This window comes from Arthrobacter sp. B0316-5-4, assembly GCF_059090325.1.
This window is the reverse complement of the sequence record NZ_JBNHFN010000008.1, coordinates 1-17440: the sequence shown is the minus strand read 5'-3', so window position 1 is coordinate 17440 and position 17440 is coordinate 1. Positions and strand designations below refer to the sequence as shown.

15 protein-coding genes are annotated in these 17440 nt (G+C 64.0%); 8 read left to right on the top strand and 7 right to left on the bottom strand.

Features of this window, described 5'->3' with window-relative positions; translation table 11 throughout:
- Nucleotides 1-3 precede the first annotated feature (3 nt).
- Nucleotides 4-687 carry a GntR family transcriptional regulator gene (locus tag AC5RU9_RS20545; RefSeq protein ID WP_309989968.1) on the bottom strand — a complete coding sequence of 228 codons (684 nt, stop codon included), beginning with the start codon at nt 685-687 and terminating at the stop codon, nt 4-6.
- 52 nt (nt 688-739) lie between these two features.
- Nucleotides 740-2206, bottom strand: a complete 1467-nt coding sequence (locus tag AC5RU9_RS20540) for a chlorohydrolase family protein (RefSeq protein ID WP_494017952.1) — start codon at nt 2204-2206, stop codon at nt 740-742.
- Between the two features lie 150 nt (nt 2207-2356).
- Between AC5RU9_RS20540 and AC5RU9_RS20535 the strand changes: the two genes are divergently transcribed.
- The 6 genes from AC5RU9_RS20535 (at nt 2357) to AC5RU9_RS20510 (ending at nt 9565) form a co-directional block, all read left to right on the top strand.
- Complete coding sequence (locus AC5RU9_RS20535) at nt 2357-3406, top strand: ABC transporter permease (protein ID WP_249183973.1); 1050 nt, start codon at nt 2357-2359, stop codon at nt 3404-3406.
- A gap of 42 nt (nt 3407-3448) precedes the next feature.
- Entirely contained in the window at nt 3449-5173 is a 1725-nt protein-coding gene (locus AC5RU9_RS20530) for an ABC transporter substrate-binding protein (RefSeq protein WP_494017951.1), read from the top strand.
- 63 nt (nt 5174-5236) lie between these two features.
- Nucleotides 5237-6238 carry an ABC transporter permease gene (locus AC5RU9_RS20525; RefSeq protein ID WP_494017950.1) on the top strand — a complete coding sequence of 334 codons (1002 nt, stop codon included), beginning with the start codon at nt 5237-5239 and terminating at the stop codon, nt 6236-6238.
- Complete coding sequence (locus AC5RU9_RS20520) at nt 6235-7281, top strand: ABC transporter ATP-binding protein (protein WP_494017949.1); 1047 nt, start codon at nt 6235-6237, stop codon at nt 7279-7281. Before AC5RU9_RS20525 ends, AC5RU9_RS20520 begins: the two co-directional genes overlap by 4 nt.
- A gap of 8 nt (nt 7282-7289) precedes the next feature.
- Complete coding sequence (locus tag AC5RU9_RS20515) at nt 7290-8312, top strand: ABC transporter ATP-binding protein (protein WP_494017948.1); 1023 nt, start codon at nt 7290-7292, stop codon at nt 8310-8312.
- Nucleotides 8313-8335: 23 nt separating this feature from the next.
- The gene (locus AC5RU9_RS20510; protein WP_494017947.1) at nt 8336-9565 is read left to right on the top strand and encodes an amidohydrolase family protein; all 1230 of its coding nucleotides are present in this window, start codon (nt 8336-8338) and stop codon (nt 9563-9565) included.
- Between the two features lie 84 nt (nt 9566-9649).
- Here the strand turns inward: AC5RU9_RS20510 and AC5RU9_RS20505 are convergent, their stop codons facing one another.
- The 3 genes from AC5RU9_RS20505 to AC5RU9_RS20495 form a co-directional block, all read right to left on the bottom strand.
- Nucleotides 9650-10138 (bottom strand): pyridoxamine 5'-phosphate oxidase family protein, encoded by a 489-nt coding sequence (locus AC5RU9_RS20505; RefSeq protein WP_494017946.1) that lies wholly within the window; start codon nt 10136-10138, stop codon nt 9650-9652.
- A 101-nt stretch (nt 10139-10239) separates the two neighbouring features.
- Entirely contained in the window at nt 10240-11499 is a 1260-nt protein-coding gene (locus tag AC5RU9_RS20500) for an MFS transporter (protein ID WP_494017945.1), read from the bottom strand.
- Between the two features lie 276 nt (nt 11500-11775).
- On the bottom strand, nt 11776-13209 hold the full coding sequence (locus AC5RU9_RS20495) for an FAD-binding oxidoreductase (RefSeq protein WP_494017944.1): 1434 nt from the start codon (nt 13207-13209) through the stop codon (nt 11776-11778).
- A 290-nt stretch (nt 13210-13499) separates the two neighbouring features.
- Here AC5RU9_RS20495 and AC5RU9_RS20490 point away from each other — a divergent pair, with 290 nt between their 5' ends.
- Both AC5RU9_RS20490 and AC5RU9_RS20485 read left to right on the top strand, forming a co-directional pair.
- The gene (locus AC5RU9_RS20490; protein WP_494017943.1) at nt 13500-15242 is read left to right on the top strand and encodes a glycoside hydrolase family 13 protein; all 1743 of its coding nucleotides are present in this window, start codon (nt 13500-13502) and stop codon (nt 15240-15242) included.
- A 19-nt stretch (nt 15243-15261) separates the two neighbouring features.
- Complete coding sequence (locus AC5RU9_RS20485; protein WP_494017942.1) at nt 15262-16284, top strand: LacI family DNA-binding transcriptional regulator; 1023 nt, start codon at nt 15262-15264, stop codon at nt 16282-16284.
- Between the two features lie 16 nt (nt 16285-16300).
- Here the strand turns inward: AC5RU9_RS20485 and AC5RU9_RS20480 are convergent, their stop codons facing one another.
- Together AC5RU9_RS20480 and AC5RU9_RS20475 are read right to left on the bottom strand one after the other, a co-directional pair.
- Nucleotides 16301-16780, bottom strand: a complete 480-nt coding sequence (locus AC5RU9_RS20480; protein WP_494017941.1) for a GNAT family N-acetyltransferase — start codon at nt 16778-16780, stop codon at nt 16301-16303.
- A 31-nt stretch (nt 16781-16811) separates the two neighbouring features.
- On the bottom strand, nt 16812-17306 hold the full coding sequence (locus AC5RU9_RS20475) for an SRPBCC domain-containing protein (RefSeq protein ID WP_494017940.1): 495 nt from the start codon (nt 17304-17306) through the stop codon (nt 16812-16814).
- Between the last annotated feature and the right edge of the window lie 134 nt (nt 17307-17440).

Below are 17440 nucleotides of genomic sequence, written 5' to 3'. Positions count from 1 at the left end.
GGCTCACGGCTCCAGGGTCTCGGCGAGCCCTGATAGGACCGGTTCGCGTCCCAGTTCGATGTGCGAGTACGCCAGGGAGTAGGCCAGGTCCGGCCGGCCTTTCAAGATGGCGTTGCATAGCTCCGTGTGTTCGTCGCGTTGGAGTTCATTGCTTCGGTTGTGCGCCAGCCCGAAGATCCAACGCATCCTGCCGAACAATGGCTTCACGGACTCGATCAGCAGCCGGTTTCCGGACAGGCGGACGATTTCGGCATGGAGTTCGGCGCTGATAACAGCGACGTCCTCGGTCCGGTCCTCATCAATGGCCGCCGTGGAGGCCTGCATGAGCTCCTCCAAGCGACCGCCGTCGGCCCCTTCGGCAACCCGCGTGGCAGCCATCCTGGCAGCGAACGTTTCCAGGCACAGCCGGATGTCGAAGAGCTCGTTGACGTCGGTGAGCGTCAGTTGCCGGACCACGGCGCCGCGGCGCGGGAACGTCTGGACAAAACCGTCCTGTTCCAGGCGTTGGATGGCTTCACGCACGGGAATGCGGGAGACGTTGTAAACCTCGGATAGCTCGCGTTCGCGCAAACGCATGCCCTGGGCGTAGGTGCCTGTGACTATGCCTTCGAGCACCAGTTGGTAGACGTTCTCGGCGCGGGCCTCGTCGTCGCGGCCCGTTCCGGTTTCCGGCATCGCCTCAGCCACTGTCAAACCTTCCTTCACACCCTTGTACGCTTCATTTGCCGGACGGCGCCGGTCAGCGTTCCAACCGAGCATACACGGGAGGAAACAGCTCATTGGCCGGGCGGTTCCGGGTGTCCCGAACGCTGTAGGCCTGGCGCATCTTGTCGAACAATTCCTGGCCCTTCAGGCGCCAATGGTCGAGGTCCACCCCTTCGATCACGCCGTCAGCCATGATGGTTCGGCCGGCCACCACGGACAGCACGGCCTGGCGGGCTGTTCCGTTCAGGACAAGGGTCCGGAGTGGGTCGTCGTGGACGCCGTCACGGATATCTCCCAAGGAGAAGGCCACCAGGTCCGCTTGCGCGCCGGGCTCCAACCGTCCCAGGTCCGGGCGGCGGAGGGCATGCGCACCACCCAGCGTCGCTGCATCGAAGTATCCGGCGACGTCGCCGGCGTCGTTGGTTCCGGCGAGGATTTTGGCGAGCTGCACCCCGGCGTCGATTCCACGGATCAGATCCGGCGGGAAGGAATCGGTGCCCAGCGAAATGTTGATGCCCGCTTCCTTGTAGGCGTTGAAGGAGTCCAGTGTGCTGCCGTAGCGCATGGACGTCAGCGGGCAATGGATGATGCTTGCGCCGCTGTCCGCCAGCATGGAGAGGTCGCCGTGGTCCTCCCCGAGCACGGCGGGGTTGCGGTCCGTGTAGGTGGCGTGCGGAATCAGCAGCCGTTCGCCCAGCAAACCCACCTGCTCAAGGAGCTCAAGCGGGGTCACCCCATGCCAATCCAGGATGAGTTCACGCTCCACCAGGCCTTGCAGGGAATGGAGGCGGACCAGGACGTCCCTTGCCGCGGAGGCCGCCGATGTTTCCTTCAGCAGCCCGATGTCCAGCGTTTCGATCCGGCACGGGAGCAGGACGCCAGTCACCAGTGGATCGTTGAGTTCCGTCGCGTGGTCAATGAAGCGCAGAGCATCCGCAAAGCCCTCACGGCCACGCTCGACGTCGAACATCACCGAACGTTCGCCGCTCGCCAGGACGACGTTAACGCCCGAGCGGTACGCAGGACCCAGGAAGCCGCGCAGGCCCAGGCGTCGACTGGTGTCGGCCATTCCCACCAGCTCATCGAAGGACTCGGCCCATTCGGAGTGCACTTCGGAGGCGATGGGCATGTAGGTGGTGATGCCGTGCAGGATGAGCTGGATCAGCGCGTACTCGCGGATTTGCTGGCGCTCTTCGGCGGTGAAGACGTCTGCGCGGCGGTTCCGGAAGTAGTCCTCCGACCACTGGTGTCCTTTGGCCTGTTCCGGTCCGGCCCAGCTGTCCAGGATGAGGTGGTCGATGTCCGTGAGCGCGTCGAGGTCGATCAGGCCGGGCATCAGCAGCGCGTCACCAAGCCGGCGCTCCTCATCCACGGGCCCGGTGTAGTCATGGCCAACGTACTCAATGGTGGAGCCGTCGTACACAACGCAGACGTCCTCAAGGAGGACGTGGTGTCCGTTGTGGTGGCCCAGCACGTAGCGGGCGGTGACCTTGGTTGGCACGGGCAACTCCTCGTTGTTCCTGTCCGGCGCTGACGTTGCGCGGGAATCTCTCTGGTATTCCAAACAGTACATTATTTGTGATTTACATCGCATGAATCCTGCTCTAATCTATTTTGGTATACAAGAACTCCGGAGCACGCTCCTCGGATCATGAATCGAGCAGAACCGTTGACCCAGTTACAGTCCATCGAACCGAATACCGGCAGCCCACCGCTTCCTCCGGCAACGACGCCGGAGTCCAAGGCGCCTGCCGAGGCACGCTCACTGCTCGCCACCGCGTGGATGCGGATCCGCCGCAGCAAGATCGCGCTCCTCAGCCTGTGCGTGGTGGTGGCCATCATGTTGTTCGCCATCCTGGCTCCCGTATTAAGCGCCATGTCGGGAAACGACCCCTTTACGTCGAACACCAGCCCGGAGGTGCTGGACGACTTCCAAACACCCGGGCTGCCGCTCCCGGGCTACATGTATCCCTCAGCCCAGCACTGGTTGGGCGTGGAGCCTGGCTTGGGCCGCGATCTCTTCGCCAGGCTTGCCCACGGCGGCCAGGTCTCCCTCACCATCGCTTTGCTGTCCACCGCTGTTTCCGTAGTCCTCGGAACGGTACTGGGCGCGGCTGCCGGCTACTTTGGCGGCAAAACGGACGCAATCATCAGCCGCATCATGGACCTGTTCCTCGCGTTTCCGCATCTCCTCCTGGTGCTGTCGCTGACGCCCATCCTGCAGTCACGGCTCCGGGATACGCCGCTGGGCGAAGGTAGCTTCCTGCCCATGGCCTCACTGGTGATCATCCTTGGCTTCTTCGGCTGGGCCTACCTCGCCCGCATTGTCCGGGGCCAAGTACTGAGCCTCCGCGAGCGCGAATTCGTGGAAGCCGCCAGGTCCTTCGGGGCCTCGCACCTGAGTGTCCTGTTCCGGCAGATCATCCCCAACGTCATGGGAGTCGTGCTGGTGTACGCCACCATGCTGATCCCCACCAACATCTCCGCCGAAGCGGCACTGTCCTTCCTGGGCGTCGGCGTCAAGGACCCCACACCGTCGTGGGGCCAGATGCTGAACGCCGCCCAATCCGGCAACTGGTACCTCAGCGATCCATGGTTCCTGGCCGTTCCCGGCGTCATGCTCATCGTCACCGTCCTGGCGTTCAACCTCCTGGGCGACGCCGTAAGGGACGCGCTGGACCCCAAAGCTTCCCGCCACTGAACCCCGCATTCATCCCCGCATCACCACCCCTCAAGGAGCATCATGAAAACCCCTGCAAGAGCCTTGGCACTTTCCGTGCTGATCGCCGTAGCCGCCACCGGTTGTGGCGCCGGACAGAACCAGCCCAGCAACTCCAACCCGGCCCAGTCGGTCACGGAACTTGCCCCGGTTGTGGTCAAGTCCGGCTTCAGCGGCAAGGGCGGAAACATCAATGTGTTGATGTCCTCCGATTTCCAGACCCTGGATCCTGGCAACAGCAACTACGTCCAGACGGCCAACGTGGGCCAGCTGTACTACCGCACGTTGACCATGGCCAAGGAAACGGCAGGCCAGCCGCCCACCGTGGTCCCGGACCTCGCTACGGACACCGGCAAGGTCTCCGACGACGGCCTCAGCTGGACGTTCACCCTCAAAGAAGGCGTGAAGTTCGAGGACGGCACGCCCATCACCTCGGCCGACATCAAATACGGCGTGGAGCGCACCTTCGCGCAGGACGTCTTCACCCAGGCGCCGCAGGAGTTGAATGCAGCGCTCGACGCCGGCGGGTACAAGGGGCCGTACAAGGACCCTTCCGCTGTACTCAAGGCCGTTGAAACACCCGACGACCGCACCGTGGTCTTCCACCTGAAGAAGCCGTTCGCGGAGTTCCCGGCGCTGGCTTCCCGCTCCAACACGGCCCCGGTTCCGAAGGCCAAGGACACCAAGCTGGACTACACCAACCACCCCGTGTCCTCCGGGCCGTACATGGTGGAGTCCTACAACCGCGGCAAGTCCCTGAAACTGGTCCGCAACCCGCACTGGGATCCTGCCACGGACCCCAACCGCTCGGCGCTCCCGGACACCTTCAGCTTCTCGCTTTCGACGTCCCAGGCCACCATCAGCCAGCAGTTGCTTGCCGACTCGGACCCCAACGCCATCACGCTCGACTCCAATGGCGCACTGCAGACTTCAGATTCCGCCAAGCTCGCAGACGCCAAAGTGAAGGACCGCGTGGCCTCCGGGCTGCTGGGCTGCAACGATGTGCTGAGCCTGAATACCCAAAAGATCAAGGACCCGGATGTCCGCAAGGCGATCGCACTGGCCTTGGACCGGCAGTCCATCCTGGTTCAGTACGGTGGCCGCCGCTTCGGGGAGCTCACCCAGAGTCCGCTGAACGCGAAGATGCGCGGGTACGTGGAAACTGAGCTGGAGCTCGACCCCACCGGCAAGCCCAAGCTCGAGGAAGCCAAGAAGCTCCTGGAGGGCAAGGACTACCCCAAGACCCTCACCTACGGTTACGCCAACAACCGCGATGCTTTCAAGAACACCGGCACCGTTGTCCAGCAGAACCTTAAGGCCCTGGGAATCGACGTGGAACTTGTGCCGATTCCAGCACCGAACTATTACTCGGTCCTGGCCAGTGAGCAGCTTCCGGACATGGGACGCTCCGGCTGGTGCGGTGGCGCCGACCCCGCGTCGGTCCGTACCTCCGCTGATCCGCTGCTGGGACCGAACAATGACGGCACCAGCTACGGGTTCTCAAACACTTCCCGGTACTTCGACCCCGTAGTATCCAAGGCCATGTACGAGCTGCGCAACACCGACGGAACCTCGGAGGAACTCGGTAAGAAGTGGTCCGAGGCGTTCGGCTCAGCTTTGAAGACCTACCCGATCGTTCCGCTCATCCGAAGCCACACCAACAGCGTGGTCGGTTCCAACGTCCGCAACGCCCAAGTGGGTTACTTCTTCGGCGGCATCGACCTCTCGATCGTCGGCGTCGAGCAATAACCGGGCTTCGTCCAGAAGGAGAAGCGGGCCGCCTGCACCAGCGGGCGGCCCGCAACCACCACCATGATGACTTTCATTCTTCGCCGGACCGGATCGCTGGTACTGCTTCTCGCCGCGGTCAGTTTCATCACCTTCACGCTCTTCCAGCTGGGCCCATCCGATCCTGCCGCTGCTGCCTGTGGCCAGGAATGCACGCCCGAGCGCGTAGCCGAGGCACGGGTTGCCCTGGGCATGGACCAGCCGTTCTTTGTGCAGTACTTCGACTACGTCCGGGGCTTGTTCTCGTCACGGATGATCGGCGCCCCCGGGGCCCAGACGCTGTGCGAGTGGCCGTGCCTGGGCAAGTCCTTCCAAACCAATGAGAACGTAGCCGAGATCATTGCCCGTTCCCTCCCCTACACGTTCTCCATGGCCATCGGCGCCCTGGTCCTGTGGACCATCACCGGCGTCGGGCTCGGCCTCCTGGCGGCCCTGCGCAAGGGTTCACCGGTAGACAAGTTCATTGTGGGCGCGGCCTCTGTTGGCGTTTCCTTGCCCATCCCGGTCACCGGCCTGTTCCTGCTGCTCCTGTTCGTCAACCAACTGCACCTGTTGCCGTTCACCACGAACGAGATCAACAGCCCCTTCGGTCCCCACGGTCCCGGGGCCTGGGTGGCCAACTACCTGCTGCCTTGGATTGCACTGGCCGTCCTCTTCAGTGCTTCCTATATTCGTGTCACCCGGACCAACATGATTGAGACATTCGGCGAGGACTTCATCCGGACCGCCCGCGCCAAGGGCCTGGCGCCCCGCACCGTGACTTTCAAGCATGGTGTGCGTGCGGGCATCACGCCTGTGGTCACCATGCTGGGCATGGACATCGGCCTGCTGCTCGGTGGGGCCGTCCTCACCGAACAGATCTTCTCCGTCCCGGGCCTCGGCTTCACGGCAGTGCATGCTGCCATCTCCGGGGACCTCCCGGTCACCATGGCCATCACTATGCTCGCCGCGTTCTTCGTCATCGTCGCCAACGTCGCGGTGGACCTTGCCTATGCCGCTATCGATCCCCGAGTGAGGCTCCAATGACCCAATTGAGTACAGCAACGGCAACGGCGAGCGCCGCGGCCGGCACCCCCTTCCTCGAGGTCCGCGGCCTCACCGTAAAGTTCCCTACGGACGACGGCGTTGTCTCCGCAGTGAACGGCATGGACTTCGCACTGGACCGGGGCCAGACCCTGGGCATCGTGGGCGAATCCGGATCCGGAAAATCCGTCACCAGCCAAGCGCTCATGGGCTTGCTCAAGGGCACGTCTGCGCAGGTCACCGGGCAGGCCATGTTCCAAGGCAAGGACCTGGTCACGCTCCCCGAATCCGCCATGCGGCAGCTGCGTGGCCGCAACATCGGAATGATCTTCCAGGATCCCCTGTCTGCACTGCACCCGTTCTATACCGTGGGACACCAGATTGCCGAGGCGTACCTGGTCCACAACAAGGCGAGCAAAAAGCAGGCCCGGGCGGCCGCCGTCGACATGCTGGGAAGGGTGGGCATCCCCAGCCCGGAGCAGCGCTATGACGAGTACCCGCACCACTTCTCCGGCGGCATGCGGCAGCGGGCCATGATCGCGATGGCGTTGATCTGCGAACCCGAACTGTTGATCGCGGACGAGCCCACCACCGCGCTGGACGTGACGGTCCAGGCGCAGATCCTGGACCTGATGTCCGAACTCCAGGAAGAAACCAACTCGGCGCTCATCCTCATCACCCACGATCTCGGAGTGGTGGCGGAGGTCTGCGACAACGTGCTGGTCATGTACGGCGGCCAATGCGTCGAGTCGGGGCCGGTGGACGGGATCTTCTACGACACCCAGCACCCCTACACGCTGGGGTTGCTCAACTCGATGCCCACCCTGAACGGCGCGGAAAGCCGGCTGAACCCCATACCGGGCCAGCCGCCGTCGCTCCTTGATCTGCCCAAGGGCTGCATCTTCAGCGCACGGTGCCAGTACGCCGAACTCGCCGGCGACGGCGTCTGCGCCAGCCAGCGTCCCGAACTGCGGGTCGAGGACGGGCACGGCAAGCGCTGCCACTTGAGCGGCCCGCAGATCATAACCATCCGGAATTCGCGTTAGGACCCGTCATGGAACATCAGCCAATTCTGCAGGTGGAGAACCTGCAAAAGCACTTCCCGCTGAAGGGCAGCCTCCTTCCCGGCTCCGCCAAAGGCTCAGTCAAAGCGGTCGACGGCGTGTCGTTCAGTCTGGCCCGTGGCCAGACTTTGGGGCTCGTGGGCGAGTCCGGGTGCGGTAAGTCGACTACCGGACGGATGGTGGCGCGGCTGCTGGATCCGACCGGCGGACGGATCGTCGTGGACGGCGAGGACATCAGTGAACTGCGCGGAAAGGGCCTGTATAACTTCCGGCGGAAGGTCCAAATGATCTTCCAGGACCCGTTTGCTTCATTGAATCCCCGCCAAACCGTAGGCACGGCGATCGCGGCTCCCATGGTGGCGCAAAAGATCAACCCGCCAGGTGGCCTCAAGAACAGGGTCAAGGAACTCCTGGACCAGGTGGGGCTGAAACCGGAGCACTACAACCGGTTCCCCCATGAGTTCTCCGGCGGGCAACGGCAACGTGTCGGTATTGCCCGGGCAATCTCCCTGAACCCGTCGGTGATCGTTTGCGATGAACCCGTCTCCGCCCTGGACGTTTCCGTGCAGGCGCAGGTAGTGAATCTCCTGCAACAGATTCAGCGCGACACAGGCGTTTCCTACATCTTCATCGCCCACGATCTCTCAGTGGTCCAGCATATCTCCCACGACGTTGCGGTGATGTACCTGGGCAAGATCGTGGAGCAGGGACCCCGCGACGCTTTGTTCAGCAACCCCCTGCACCCGTACACCAAGGCACTGTTGTCAGCGGTGCCGTTGCCTGACCCGCGCGCCGCCCGGGAACAGGTAAAGATCAGGCTTCGCGGCGACCTTCCTTCTCCGGCCAACCCACCCAGCGGTTGCGTCTTCCGCACCCGTTGCCCCCTGATCGGCACGCTTCCCGAGGAACAACGCCAACGCTGCATGAACCAGATTCCCACACCGGCCACACCGGACGCGCCCGCCTGCCACCACACGGGTATGGCCGCAACCGTGCTGGCCGGTGTGCAATAGATTCACTACCAAAGGAGCAAACATTGAACACCCTGATCCGCGCCGTTCGCCCGTGGGGGCATGAGCTCAGCGACGTCAGCATTGTTTCGGGCGAAACAGGCGGCAAGATCACCGCCGTCGAACCTCATGACCCTGCCCGTGCAGTTCCGGAAGGCGTCACCGTGATGGAAGGCCGTGGACGGCTACTCCTCCCGTCCTTCTCCGATGTCCATGTGCACCTCGATTCGACCCGAATCGGTTTGCCGTTCCGCGAGCACACCGGTGGTCCGGGCGTGTGGACCATGATGATGAATGATCGCCTGAACTGGCGCAACGCCGAGGTCCCGCTGCAGGAACGCGTCAACGACACCCTGGGCCGGATGATCGCCCGCGGCACCACCCGGGTGCGCTCGTACGCGCAGGTGGATGTGGACTGCAGGCTGGAACGCTTCGAGGCGGTGGCTGCTGCCAAGGAGAAGTTTTCGGCTCAAGCATCCGTGGACATCATCGCTTTCCCCCAGGCCGGGTTGTTGTTGGAAGAAGGCACAGTGGAACTCATGGAGGAGGCGCTGAAGGCTGGCGCCAACGTCATGGGCGGCATCGATCCCTGCACCCTGGACCGGGATCCGGCGAAACACCTGGACATCGTGTTCGGCCTGGCCGAGAAATACCAGGTTCCCATCGACATCCACCTCCACGAGCCAGGCGAGCTGGGCGTCTTCAGCACCGATCTGGTGCTCGAGCGCACCCGGGCGCTGGGCATGCAAGGCAAAGTGACCATGTCCCACGCCTACCAACTGGGCAGCGTCAACGAGGCCACTACGCGCAGGCTCATTGACGCGTTCGCGGAGCTGGACGTTTCCCTGGCTTCGGTCGCTCCCTCCGCTGCGGGACAATTGCCCATCCCGCTCCTCACCGAGGCCGGTGTCCGTTTAGGCCTCGGCGAAGACGGCCAACGCGATTATTGGTCCCCCTACGGCAACACGGACATGCTGGACCGTACATGGCAGCTGGCGTTCACGCACGGTTTCCGCAAGGACGAGCTGATCGAGCACTGCCTGGCCATCGCCACCATCGGTGGCGCGAGCATCCTTGACCCAAGCGCTACCCGGCTCAAGGACACGGCCCACCGACCTGGCGTCGAAGTCGGCGATCCTGCCGATCTGCTCCTGGTGGACGGCGAAACGGTGGCCTCCACGGTGATGGACCGCGGCAAGGACCGCACCGTGATCCATGCAGGCCGGGTTGTGGCTGACCAGCTGGAACTCGTCTAGCCGCTACGAAACCCGCCCTGGTTCGTTACTCCTCGCCGTTGAGCGTGAGGAGTGCCGAACCAGGGCGGGTTTCTTTGTTAGCGGCTATTCGCTTCGTGCAGTTGGTGCGTCATCCAAAGGCGTCCACCACGTCACAGCTGGCGTGACCGTGAAGCGACGGCCCGTGACCTTGCCGGGAGTGATCCGTATGAACTGGTCCTTCTGGCCGGCTTCCCACGGAAACAGCAGGAGCCCGATGGTATCCAACACGTCCTGGGTCAGCTTCACCGCGGACGCCTGGCCCTTGACCACTACGCTCCACGCCACGCCGGTTTCGGAGTTCACCCCATCAGCCTCAATGGCCACCGGGGTGTCGCTGAGGGCCGCATGGAGCTTGGTTCCTTCGCCGGTTCTGAAGACCATGGTTCCGTGGTCCACTTTGTAGTTCACGGGGAAGATGTCGGGGTGATCGTCCACCCAAACGGCAAGCCTGCCCACTGAAACGCCGCGAAGGAGCTCCCAACATTCGTTGGTTTCAAGGACTTCCGTAGCTGGTGTGGCAGGTTGGTTCGTCCCTGATGGTGAGTTCGTCATATCGCCGAGGATACGCCGCAGAGTACCCACCCAAAAGGCCACCGCTTACTTCCAGCGCGGCGGACCGAGGAGTTGCTGGTTCCACCGGGGTTGGAGGCGCATCAGCGAACCGGTGATGGCTTCGCCGCGGTTTGCAGGGATACCTCGGCCGGTTCGGCTCTCACCACGGGCCCGCGGACGGCCAGGAAGCCTGCCCCGGCCAGCACAACAGCCTCGGCCGCGAGCACCCAGAACGTTACTTCCCACCCGCCCGTCATGGTGTGGAGCAACCCGGCGCCCAAGGGGCCCAGCGAAGCGAGCGCAAAGCCGAACCCCTGGCTCATGGCCGAGAGCCGCCCGGCTGACTGCGGCCCCGCTGAGCGGATCACCACCAGCGCCATGGCCAGGCCAAAACCTGCGCTTTGGACAACGCCGAGTATGCCGACCATCAGGAACTGCAGCTCGACTGGCGCCACCAGCACTCCCACGAGTGCGAGGGCCACGGATATGCCGAGTCCCGGTGCCATGATGCGGAGTATCCGGGGACGGCCGGCCAAGACGGGAGCAAGGAGGCTGGCCGGCAACCCAGCGAGGCTGAACCATGCCAGTAAGCCCGCAGCATCCGAAGGCGAGAGCCCCCGGGATACCAGGTATACAGCCAGCCATGAAGTGATGGCGAAGTAGAGCATGGCCTGCAACCCGAAGAACGCCGTGACGGCCCAGGCCGTGCGCTGCTTCCTGAGTGGACTGGCTGTACCAGGCACCTGGCCAGCTGCTCCGCCCGCGGTGGGTACCGGCGTCGTACGTCCTCCCGAACGGTGGATCAGGAAGGCCCCCAACAGGGCAGGCACGGCCCACACGGCAAGCGCTGACGGCAGGTTTCCGCCGAATGCCCGCTCCAGTGGCTGGACCAGTCCGGCCCCGAGCGCGGCGCCCAGCCCGAATCCCATGGTGCACAGACCCGTCCACCAGCCTGTTCCCCGATTGGCTTTGACGATCTGGGGAACCAGCACGCTGGCCGTCATGATGGCCATGCCAGCCAGGAAAGTGCCCGGGAGCAGGAGGGCGGGCACGGTCGCACGGACGATCAACGCTGCAGCCAGCACCATGAGCGCCACCGCGACGGCCCGCCCGGTCCCCAGCCGTCGAGCCAGCCACGGTCCGATAGGCCCCGAAATCCCGAAGGCCAACACCGGCAACGTCCCCAGTAGCGGGAGCAGCGCAGGATCGAGCCCGAACACCCCAGGCATCTGGTTCATCACCCCGGCCACCGTAGTAATAGCCGGCCGAAGATTGATGGACACCATCACGAGCGCGAGCAACATCAGACCCGTCACAGCCCTCGGACCCAGCCCCGCCCCACCCCGCCTCTTCTCACGCACGCAATTCTCCTCATGACATGTTTGGTATACCAAATAAGAGTATGAGTAGAACCAACGAATGTAAATGCGGGAAATGATGTGACCAGAGGATGAGATACACAAACTTTGGAATACCAGAGCGACAGCGTGTCATGTTGCGGCAACGCCTCAGGGGCGCCCTCAAGGGGCTCGAAGGCCCGGAACGCGGCAGCGCGCGTCTAAGGGAGGAACGACCGAGCGCGCAGAGCGTTCCGGGCCTTCGGGCCCGGCCCACCCAGATGTCGGACCTAGCCGGCCCTAGATAGCCTTCCCCGGGTTCAGAATCCCCTGCGGATCGAACAGCTCCTTGATCCGCCGCTGCAGTTCACGCACGGGCTCAGGCTGCTCCAGTCCCAGCCAGCGCAGCTTGTACTGCCCAACGCCGTGCTCACCGGTGATGGTCCCGCCCATCTCGAGCCCAACCCGAATGGACTCGTCCAGGGCCGCGTTGAGGCGTTGCAGGGCGTCGACGTCCGTGGCCGGGTCTACCCGGTCCATCCAGAAGGTGGGGTGCAGGTTGCCGTCGCCGGCGTGGGCCACCACCTTGAGACGGACCTTGAACCGCTCGGCCATCGCTTCGAGGGCGGCTACGAAGTCCACCAGCCGCGAGCGGGGGACGGCGATGTCTTCGCCTACCCGGAATTCGTCGTCCACTTCCACGCCGCGGCTGTTGCGTCGCAGTTCCACCAGCATTTCGGCTTCGGCGCTGGCTTCGGTGGTAACGGTGGCGCCGCCGTCGGCGAGGACCTGCCGCACGACGTCGGCTTCCGCGGCTGCACCGAAACCGTCGGTCTGGATGAGCAGCAGGGACTTGCCGCGTTTCTGGAGGTCTCCGCCGTGCAGTTCGTCCAGTTGCACCAGCGTGCCGTTGTCCAGGAGTTCCATGATGGCTGGCTGGACGCGCGCCCGTCCCACAGCGAGGACGCCTGCGGCGGCGCTGCGGAAGTCCTGGTAGAACGCGGCGATGGTGTGGATTTCGCGCGGCAGGTATTTCAGGCGAACTGTCACACCCACCACGATGCCCAGTGTTCCTTCGGAGCCCACCAGCAGCGCAGTCAGGTCATAGCCCGCGACGCCCTTGAAGGTTTGGTGGCCGGTGTGCAGCAGGGAGCCGTCAGCCATGACGACGTCGAGCGCCAACACGGAATCACGCGTTACACCGTATTTGGCGCAGCGCAGTCCCCCGGCATTGGTGGCTACGTTGCCACCGATGGTGGACATTTTGTAGCTGGCGGGGTCCGGAGCGTACATCAGTCGGTGTTCGGCCGCTGCCGCGTTCAGGTCGGCGTTGATGACACCGGGTTCGACGACAGCGGTCTCGTCGTCGGGGTTGAGGTCCAGGATGCGGTTCATCCGTTCGAGGCTTAGGACGATGCACCCTTCGGTGGCGTGCGCACCGCCGGAGACGCCCGTTCCGGCGCCGCGGGCGACGATGGGAACCAGGTGTGCGGCGCAGGTGCGGACGACGTGTTGCACGTCCGCCACGGACTCTGCCCAGACGACTGTAAGGGGCAGGTGCCGTTCCAGCATGGGACCTTGGTCGGCGGAGTACGTGCTGAGGGTTTCATCGTCCTGGGCCAGGTTGCCGGCGCTCAGGCCTGCTGCAAGATCCCGCAGGAACGCCTGCTGCGCTTCTGATGGCTGGGCTGCTTCCCCCTGGCCGAGTGTGCGTTTCTGTGATGTACCGGCCATAGCCATTTCGTCCGACAAGGTGTTCCCTCCACACGAGCACCGCGGACACGCCAACCCGGCAGTCTTCGCAGTGTTTTCTGTGCTCATAGTCTAGCCAGCGCGGCAAAAGACGGTTTTTGGCACAGTCCGGCTAATTCCTGGAACTACCCTCCTGCGCATGTGCAAGCGTTTCCAGATAGAGTTCCGTATCGATTCCGCTACAGGCCCACTCCCGCACACAAACGCGCCCTGCCGCGTTCATAAACGTGGAAGCGCTTTCAATATGGGGGACTGTCTCCTACGATGTGTCCATGTCCGTTGATTCATTGCTCTCAGTTGAGGCCTACGAGCCCACTGCTGCGTTCACGCAGCTAACGCCAGTCCATGATGCCTCCAACGCACACGGGTGGTGGCGTTCCGCAGTCATCTACCAGATCTATCCGCGGTCCTTTCGGGACCTCAACGGTGACGGCGTGGGAGACCTGGCCGGCATCACGGCCGAGCTCGGGCAGCTTGCCAGTTTGGGCGTGGACGCCGTGTGGCTGTCGCCGTTCTACCGATCGCCCCAGAGGGACGCCGGTTACGACGTGAGCGACTACTGCGACGTCGATCCGTTGTTTGGCACCCTGGCGGACTTCGACGCCCTGATCGCCGAGGCCAACAGGCTGAACCTGCGCGTTATTGCGGACCTGGTCCCCAACCACTGCTCTGACCAGCACGTCGCATTCCAGGCCGCGCTCAATGCGGCCCCTCATAGCCCTGAGCGCAACATGTTCATCTTCAGGGACGGCCAAGGAGCTGACGGCAACGAGCCGCCCAACAACTGGCAGTCGCACTTTGGCGGCTCGGCCTGGACGCGCATCATCGAGGCGGACGGGCGGCCGGGACAGTGGTTCCTGCATCTGTTCGATTCCTCGCAGCCGGACTTCAACTGGGACAATCCTGCGGTCCATGCTGAGTTTGAACGCGTGCTCCGCTTCTGGCTGGACCGCGGTATCTCCGGCTTCCGCGTAGATGTTGCCCACGCGCTGGTTAAAGCGGCAGGCCTGCCCAACTGGGGTGGCCGCGCTGACGGCAACAGCTCGGACGGCTTTCCCGGCCAGGACGCGCCCATGTTCGGCCAGCCCGCCCTGCACGACATCTACCGGCGCTGGCGTTCCATCCTGGAAGAATACGGACCGGACCGCATCCTTTGCGCCGAAGCCAACGTGGACCCGCTCCCGCGGCTGGCGCAGTGGGTTCGCCCCGACGAGATGCACCAGGCGTTCAACTTCCCCTACCTCCATGCCGGCTTGGACGTGTACCGCCTCCGCCACACCATCACTGATTCCCTGGTATCGCTTGATGCGGTTGGTGCCCCGAGTACTTGGGTGCTCTCCAACCACGATGTCGTCCGGCACGTTTCCCGCTTCGGCTACGACGGACCTGGCCCCCGCGATGGCGACGGCATAGGGCCTGACGATCTACAGCCCAACGAGGAACTCGGACGACGGCGGGCTGCCGCGGCCACCATGTTCATGCTCGGGCTGCCGGGCGGCGCCTACCTTTATCAGGGTGAGGAACTGGGCCTCCCCGATTCCACGAACATCCCCGCTGCCCTGCGGCAGGACCCTACATTCAGCCGGACAGGCGGGGCGCGCATCGGCCGCGACGGCTGCCGCGTGCCGCTGCCCTGGCGGTCCGAGGACATCAATGCCGGTTTCGGGGACGGCAGGGACCCTTGGCTGCCCCAACCCGAGTCCTGGCCCGCACTGGCGAGGGACAAGCAGGAGTCCGATCCGGCGTCGCACCTTAACCTGTACCGGGCGATGCTGGCCGAAAGGGCCGCCCTCCGGCTCGGTGAAGGGTCCCTGGCATGGGTGGAGGACTACTGCAGCGGCTCGTCGCTCGCGTACCTCAACGGAAATATCCTGGTGCTCATGAATACGGGAGACCATCCCATGCCCCTGCCCCCTGGAGAGCTGATCCTTCGCAGCTCTGCCGCCGTGGGCGCTGAACCACAGGCTGCTGATCAAATAAGCTCGGGTGAGACAATCTGGCTTAAGGCCAGCTAACTTTTCTTCGAGGAGCGGGATGACCGGTATCAAGGACGTTGCCGAGCGTGCAGGACTGTCCGTAGCAACGGTTTCCCGGGCCCTGAGCGGCAAAGGCAGCGTGTCCCCGGCCAGCCGCGAACGTGCCCGAACCGCCGCGTCCGAGCTTGGGTTCGTTCTGTCCTATCACGCATCCAGCCTGGCCTCCGGCCGGACCCACAACGTTGGCCTGGTAGTGCCCTCCGTCCACCGCTGGTTCTTTTCAGCGGTGGTGGAGGGCGCGTCGGCGGCACTGTTGGAAGCGGGCTACGACCTCACGCTCTATAACATCGGGGAGAACGCAGCCCACCGCCAGAGCGTCTTCAGCGATTTCCTTCTGCGCAAGCGTGTGGATGCGGTCATAGCGGTCTCCTTGGAACTCAGCGAAAACGAGCTCCAGCAACTCCACGCAGTGCACCGCCCGCTTGTGGGCATCGGCGGGCCATTGCCCGGGGCCTCCACCATCAGGATCGACGACACAGCGATTGCACGGCAGGCCACCAACCACCTTCTCGGCCTGGGACACAGCAAGATCGCCCACATCACTGGCCATGAGGCCTACGACCAGGACTTCCACCTGCCGGGAACCCGCCGCACTGGTTTCGAAAAGGCAATGAACGACGCCGGATGTCCGGTCAGGCCCGAATGGATCGTTTCTGCGGATTTCACCATTGAAGGCGCCTATGCCGCCGGACGGCAGTTGCTCGCCAGCGAACCGGAGCGGCCAACCGCCGTCTTCGCAGCATCAGACGAGATGGCGATCGGCACCATCCTGGCCGCACGCGACTTCGGGTTGCGCGTCCCGGACGACATCTCCGTCATGGGCATCGATGGACACGATCTGGGCACCGTCCTGGGCCTGACCACCATCGACCAGGACGCCAAGGGCCAGGGGGCGCTGGCAGTGCACACCCTCCTCGGGGCGATCACCAACGGCACGGCCCTGGAAGCTGCCGATACCCAGCACCCCACCCGGCTCGTGGTGCGAACCAGCACAGCCGTTCCACCGGCCGACGCCAGCTAGCCCATCGCCACCCCTGCTACAGCAGCCGTTCCATCACGAGTTCCAGCTTGGAGGGGTCCTGCGGATAGGGCCGGCTTGCCCCGGTAGCCCGGAATCCATGGCGGCTGTAGAAGGCTTGGGCGCGCGCGTTGTCCTCATGGACGCCAAGCTCAAGACGATCAGCGGCCAGCGACTCCCCTGCGACCCTGCAGGCCTCATTCAGGAGCTCATCAGCCAATCCCAACCCGCGGTGCTCGGGCGCCACGTAGACGCTGATGAGCATTGCCCGCGTTGCTGCGCCCGGCTCCTGCGGATGCTTCAGCACCACCCTCATCAGACCGGTAAGCCGGGGGTCGTCTCCGCCGCCATCCGCAACCAAAGTGACACTGCCCTCGCCGCACATTGCGGCCGCTCGTTGCTGCCATTGGGCATCCGTCTGCCGGCGTGCCGCATCCAGGCTCTCAACGTAAGCCATCGGAGTGTCAGCGAGCATCTCAAGGCGGACGTTCTTCAGCAACAACCAATCATCAGCGTGGAGTTGCCGGACCCTAGGCAACGGCTCCGCCCATGAATCTCACATAGCGCTGGAGCACCCGAGGCCAACCCTCAGCGTAGGAAGCCCGGGATGCCGCAGGATCCTCGGCGCCTTCCCAACCGTCGTGGACCAAGCGGACCTCCGTGCCCTCATCGACGGCTCGGAATGCAACACGGATCTCCGTGGACCACAGGGGTGTGCTCGCGGGGTACCAGCTCGCGTGGAAGGACAACGGAGGCTGCCAGTCGTCAATGGTGCCCCATACGGAGGTGCGGCCGTCTTCGGCTGTTTCCAGGATCAGGTTCTCCTCGAACTCCACATGCGAACCGACACCAAACACGCTTTCTTCCTCCATGGGCCACCACAGGTGGGGATGGTCGGTGAAGCCTTGGAAGGCATGCGATACGTTCGATGGAACCACCACAGTCACTATCAGGGGTTCCAGCTCGTTGCTGGACTGCCCGGACGGCTCGGGTTCGGATACTGGGTGGCTGAAGAGGTTTTCCATGACCACCCACTCTACCGGCGGCCGGAGAGACACGGGCGGGTTAAATGGGTGGAGCCCCGACCGTGGTGGTCGGGGCTCCCCGTTAATGTGTGTCCGGCGGTGTCCTACTCTCCCACACCCTCCCGGGTGCAGTA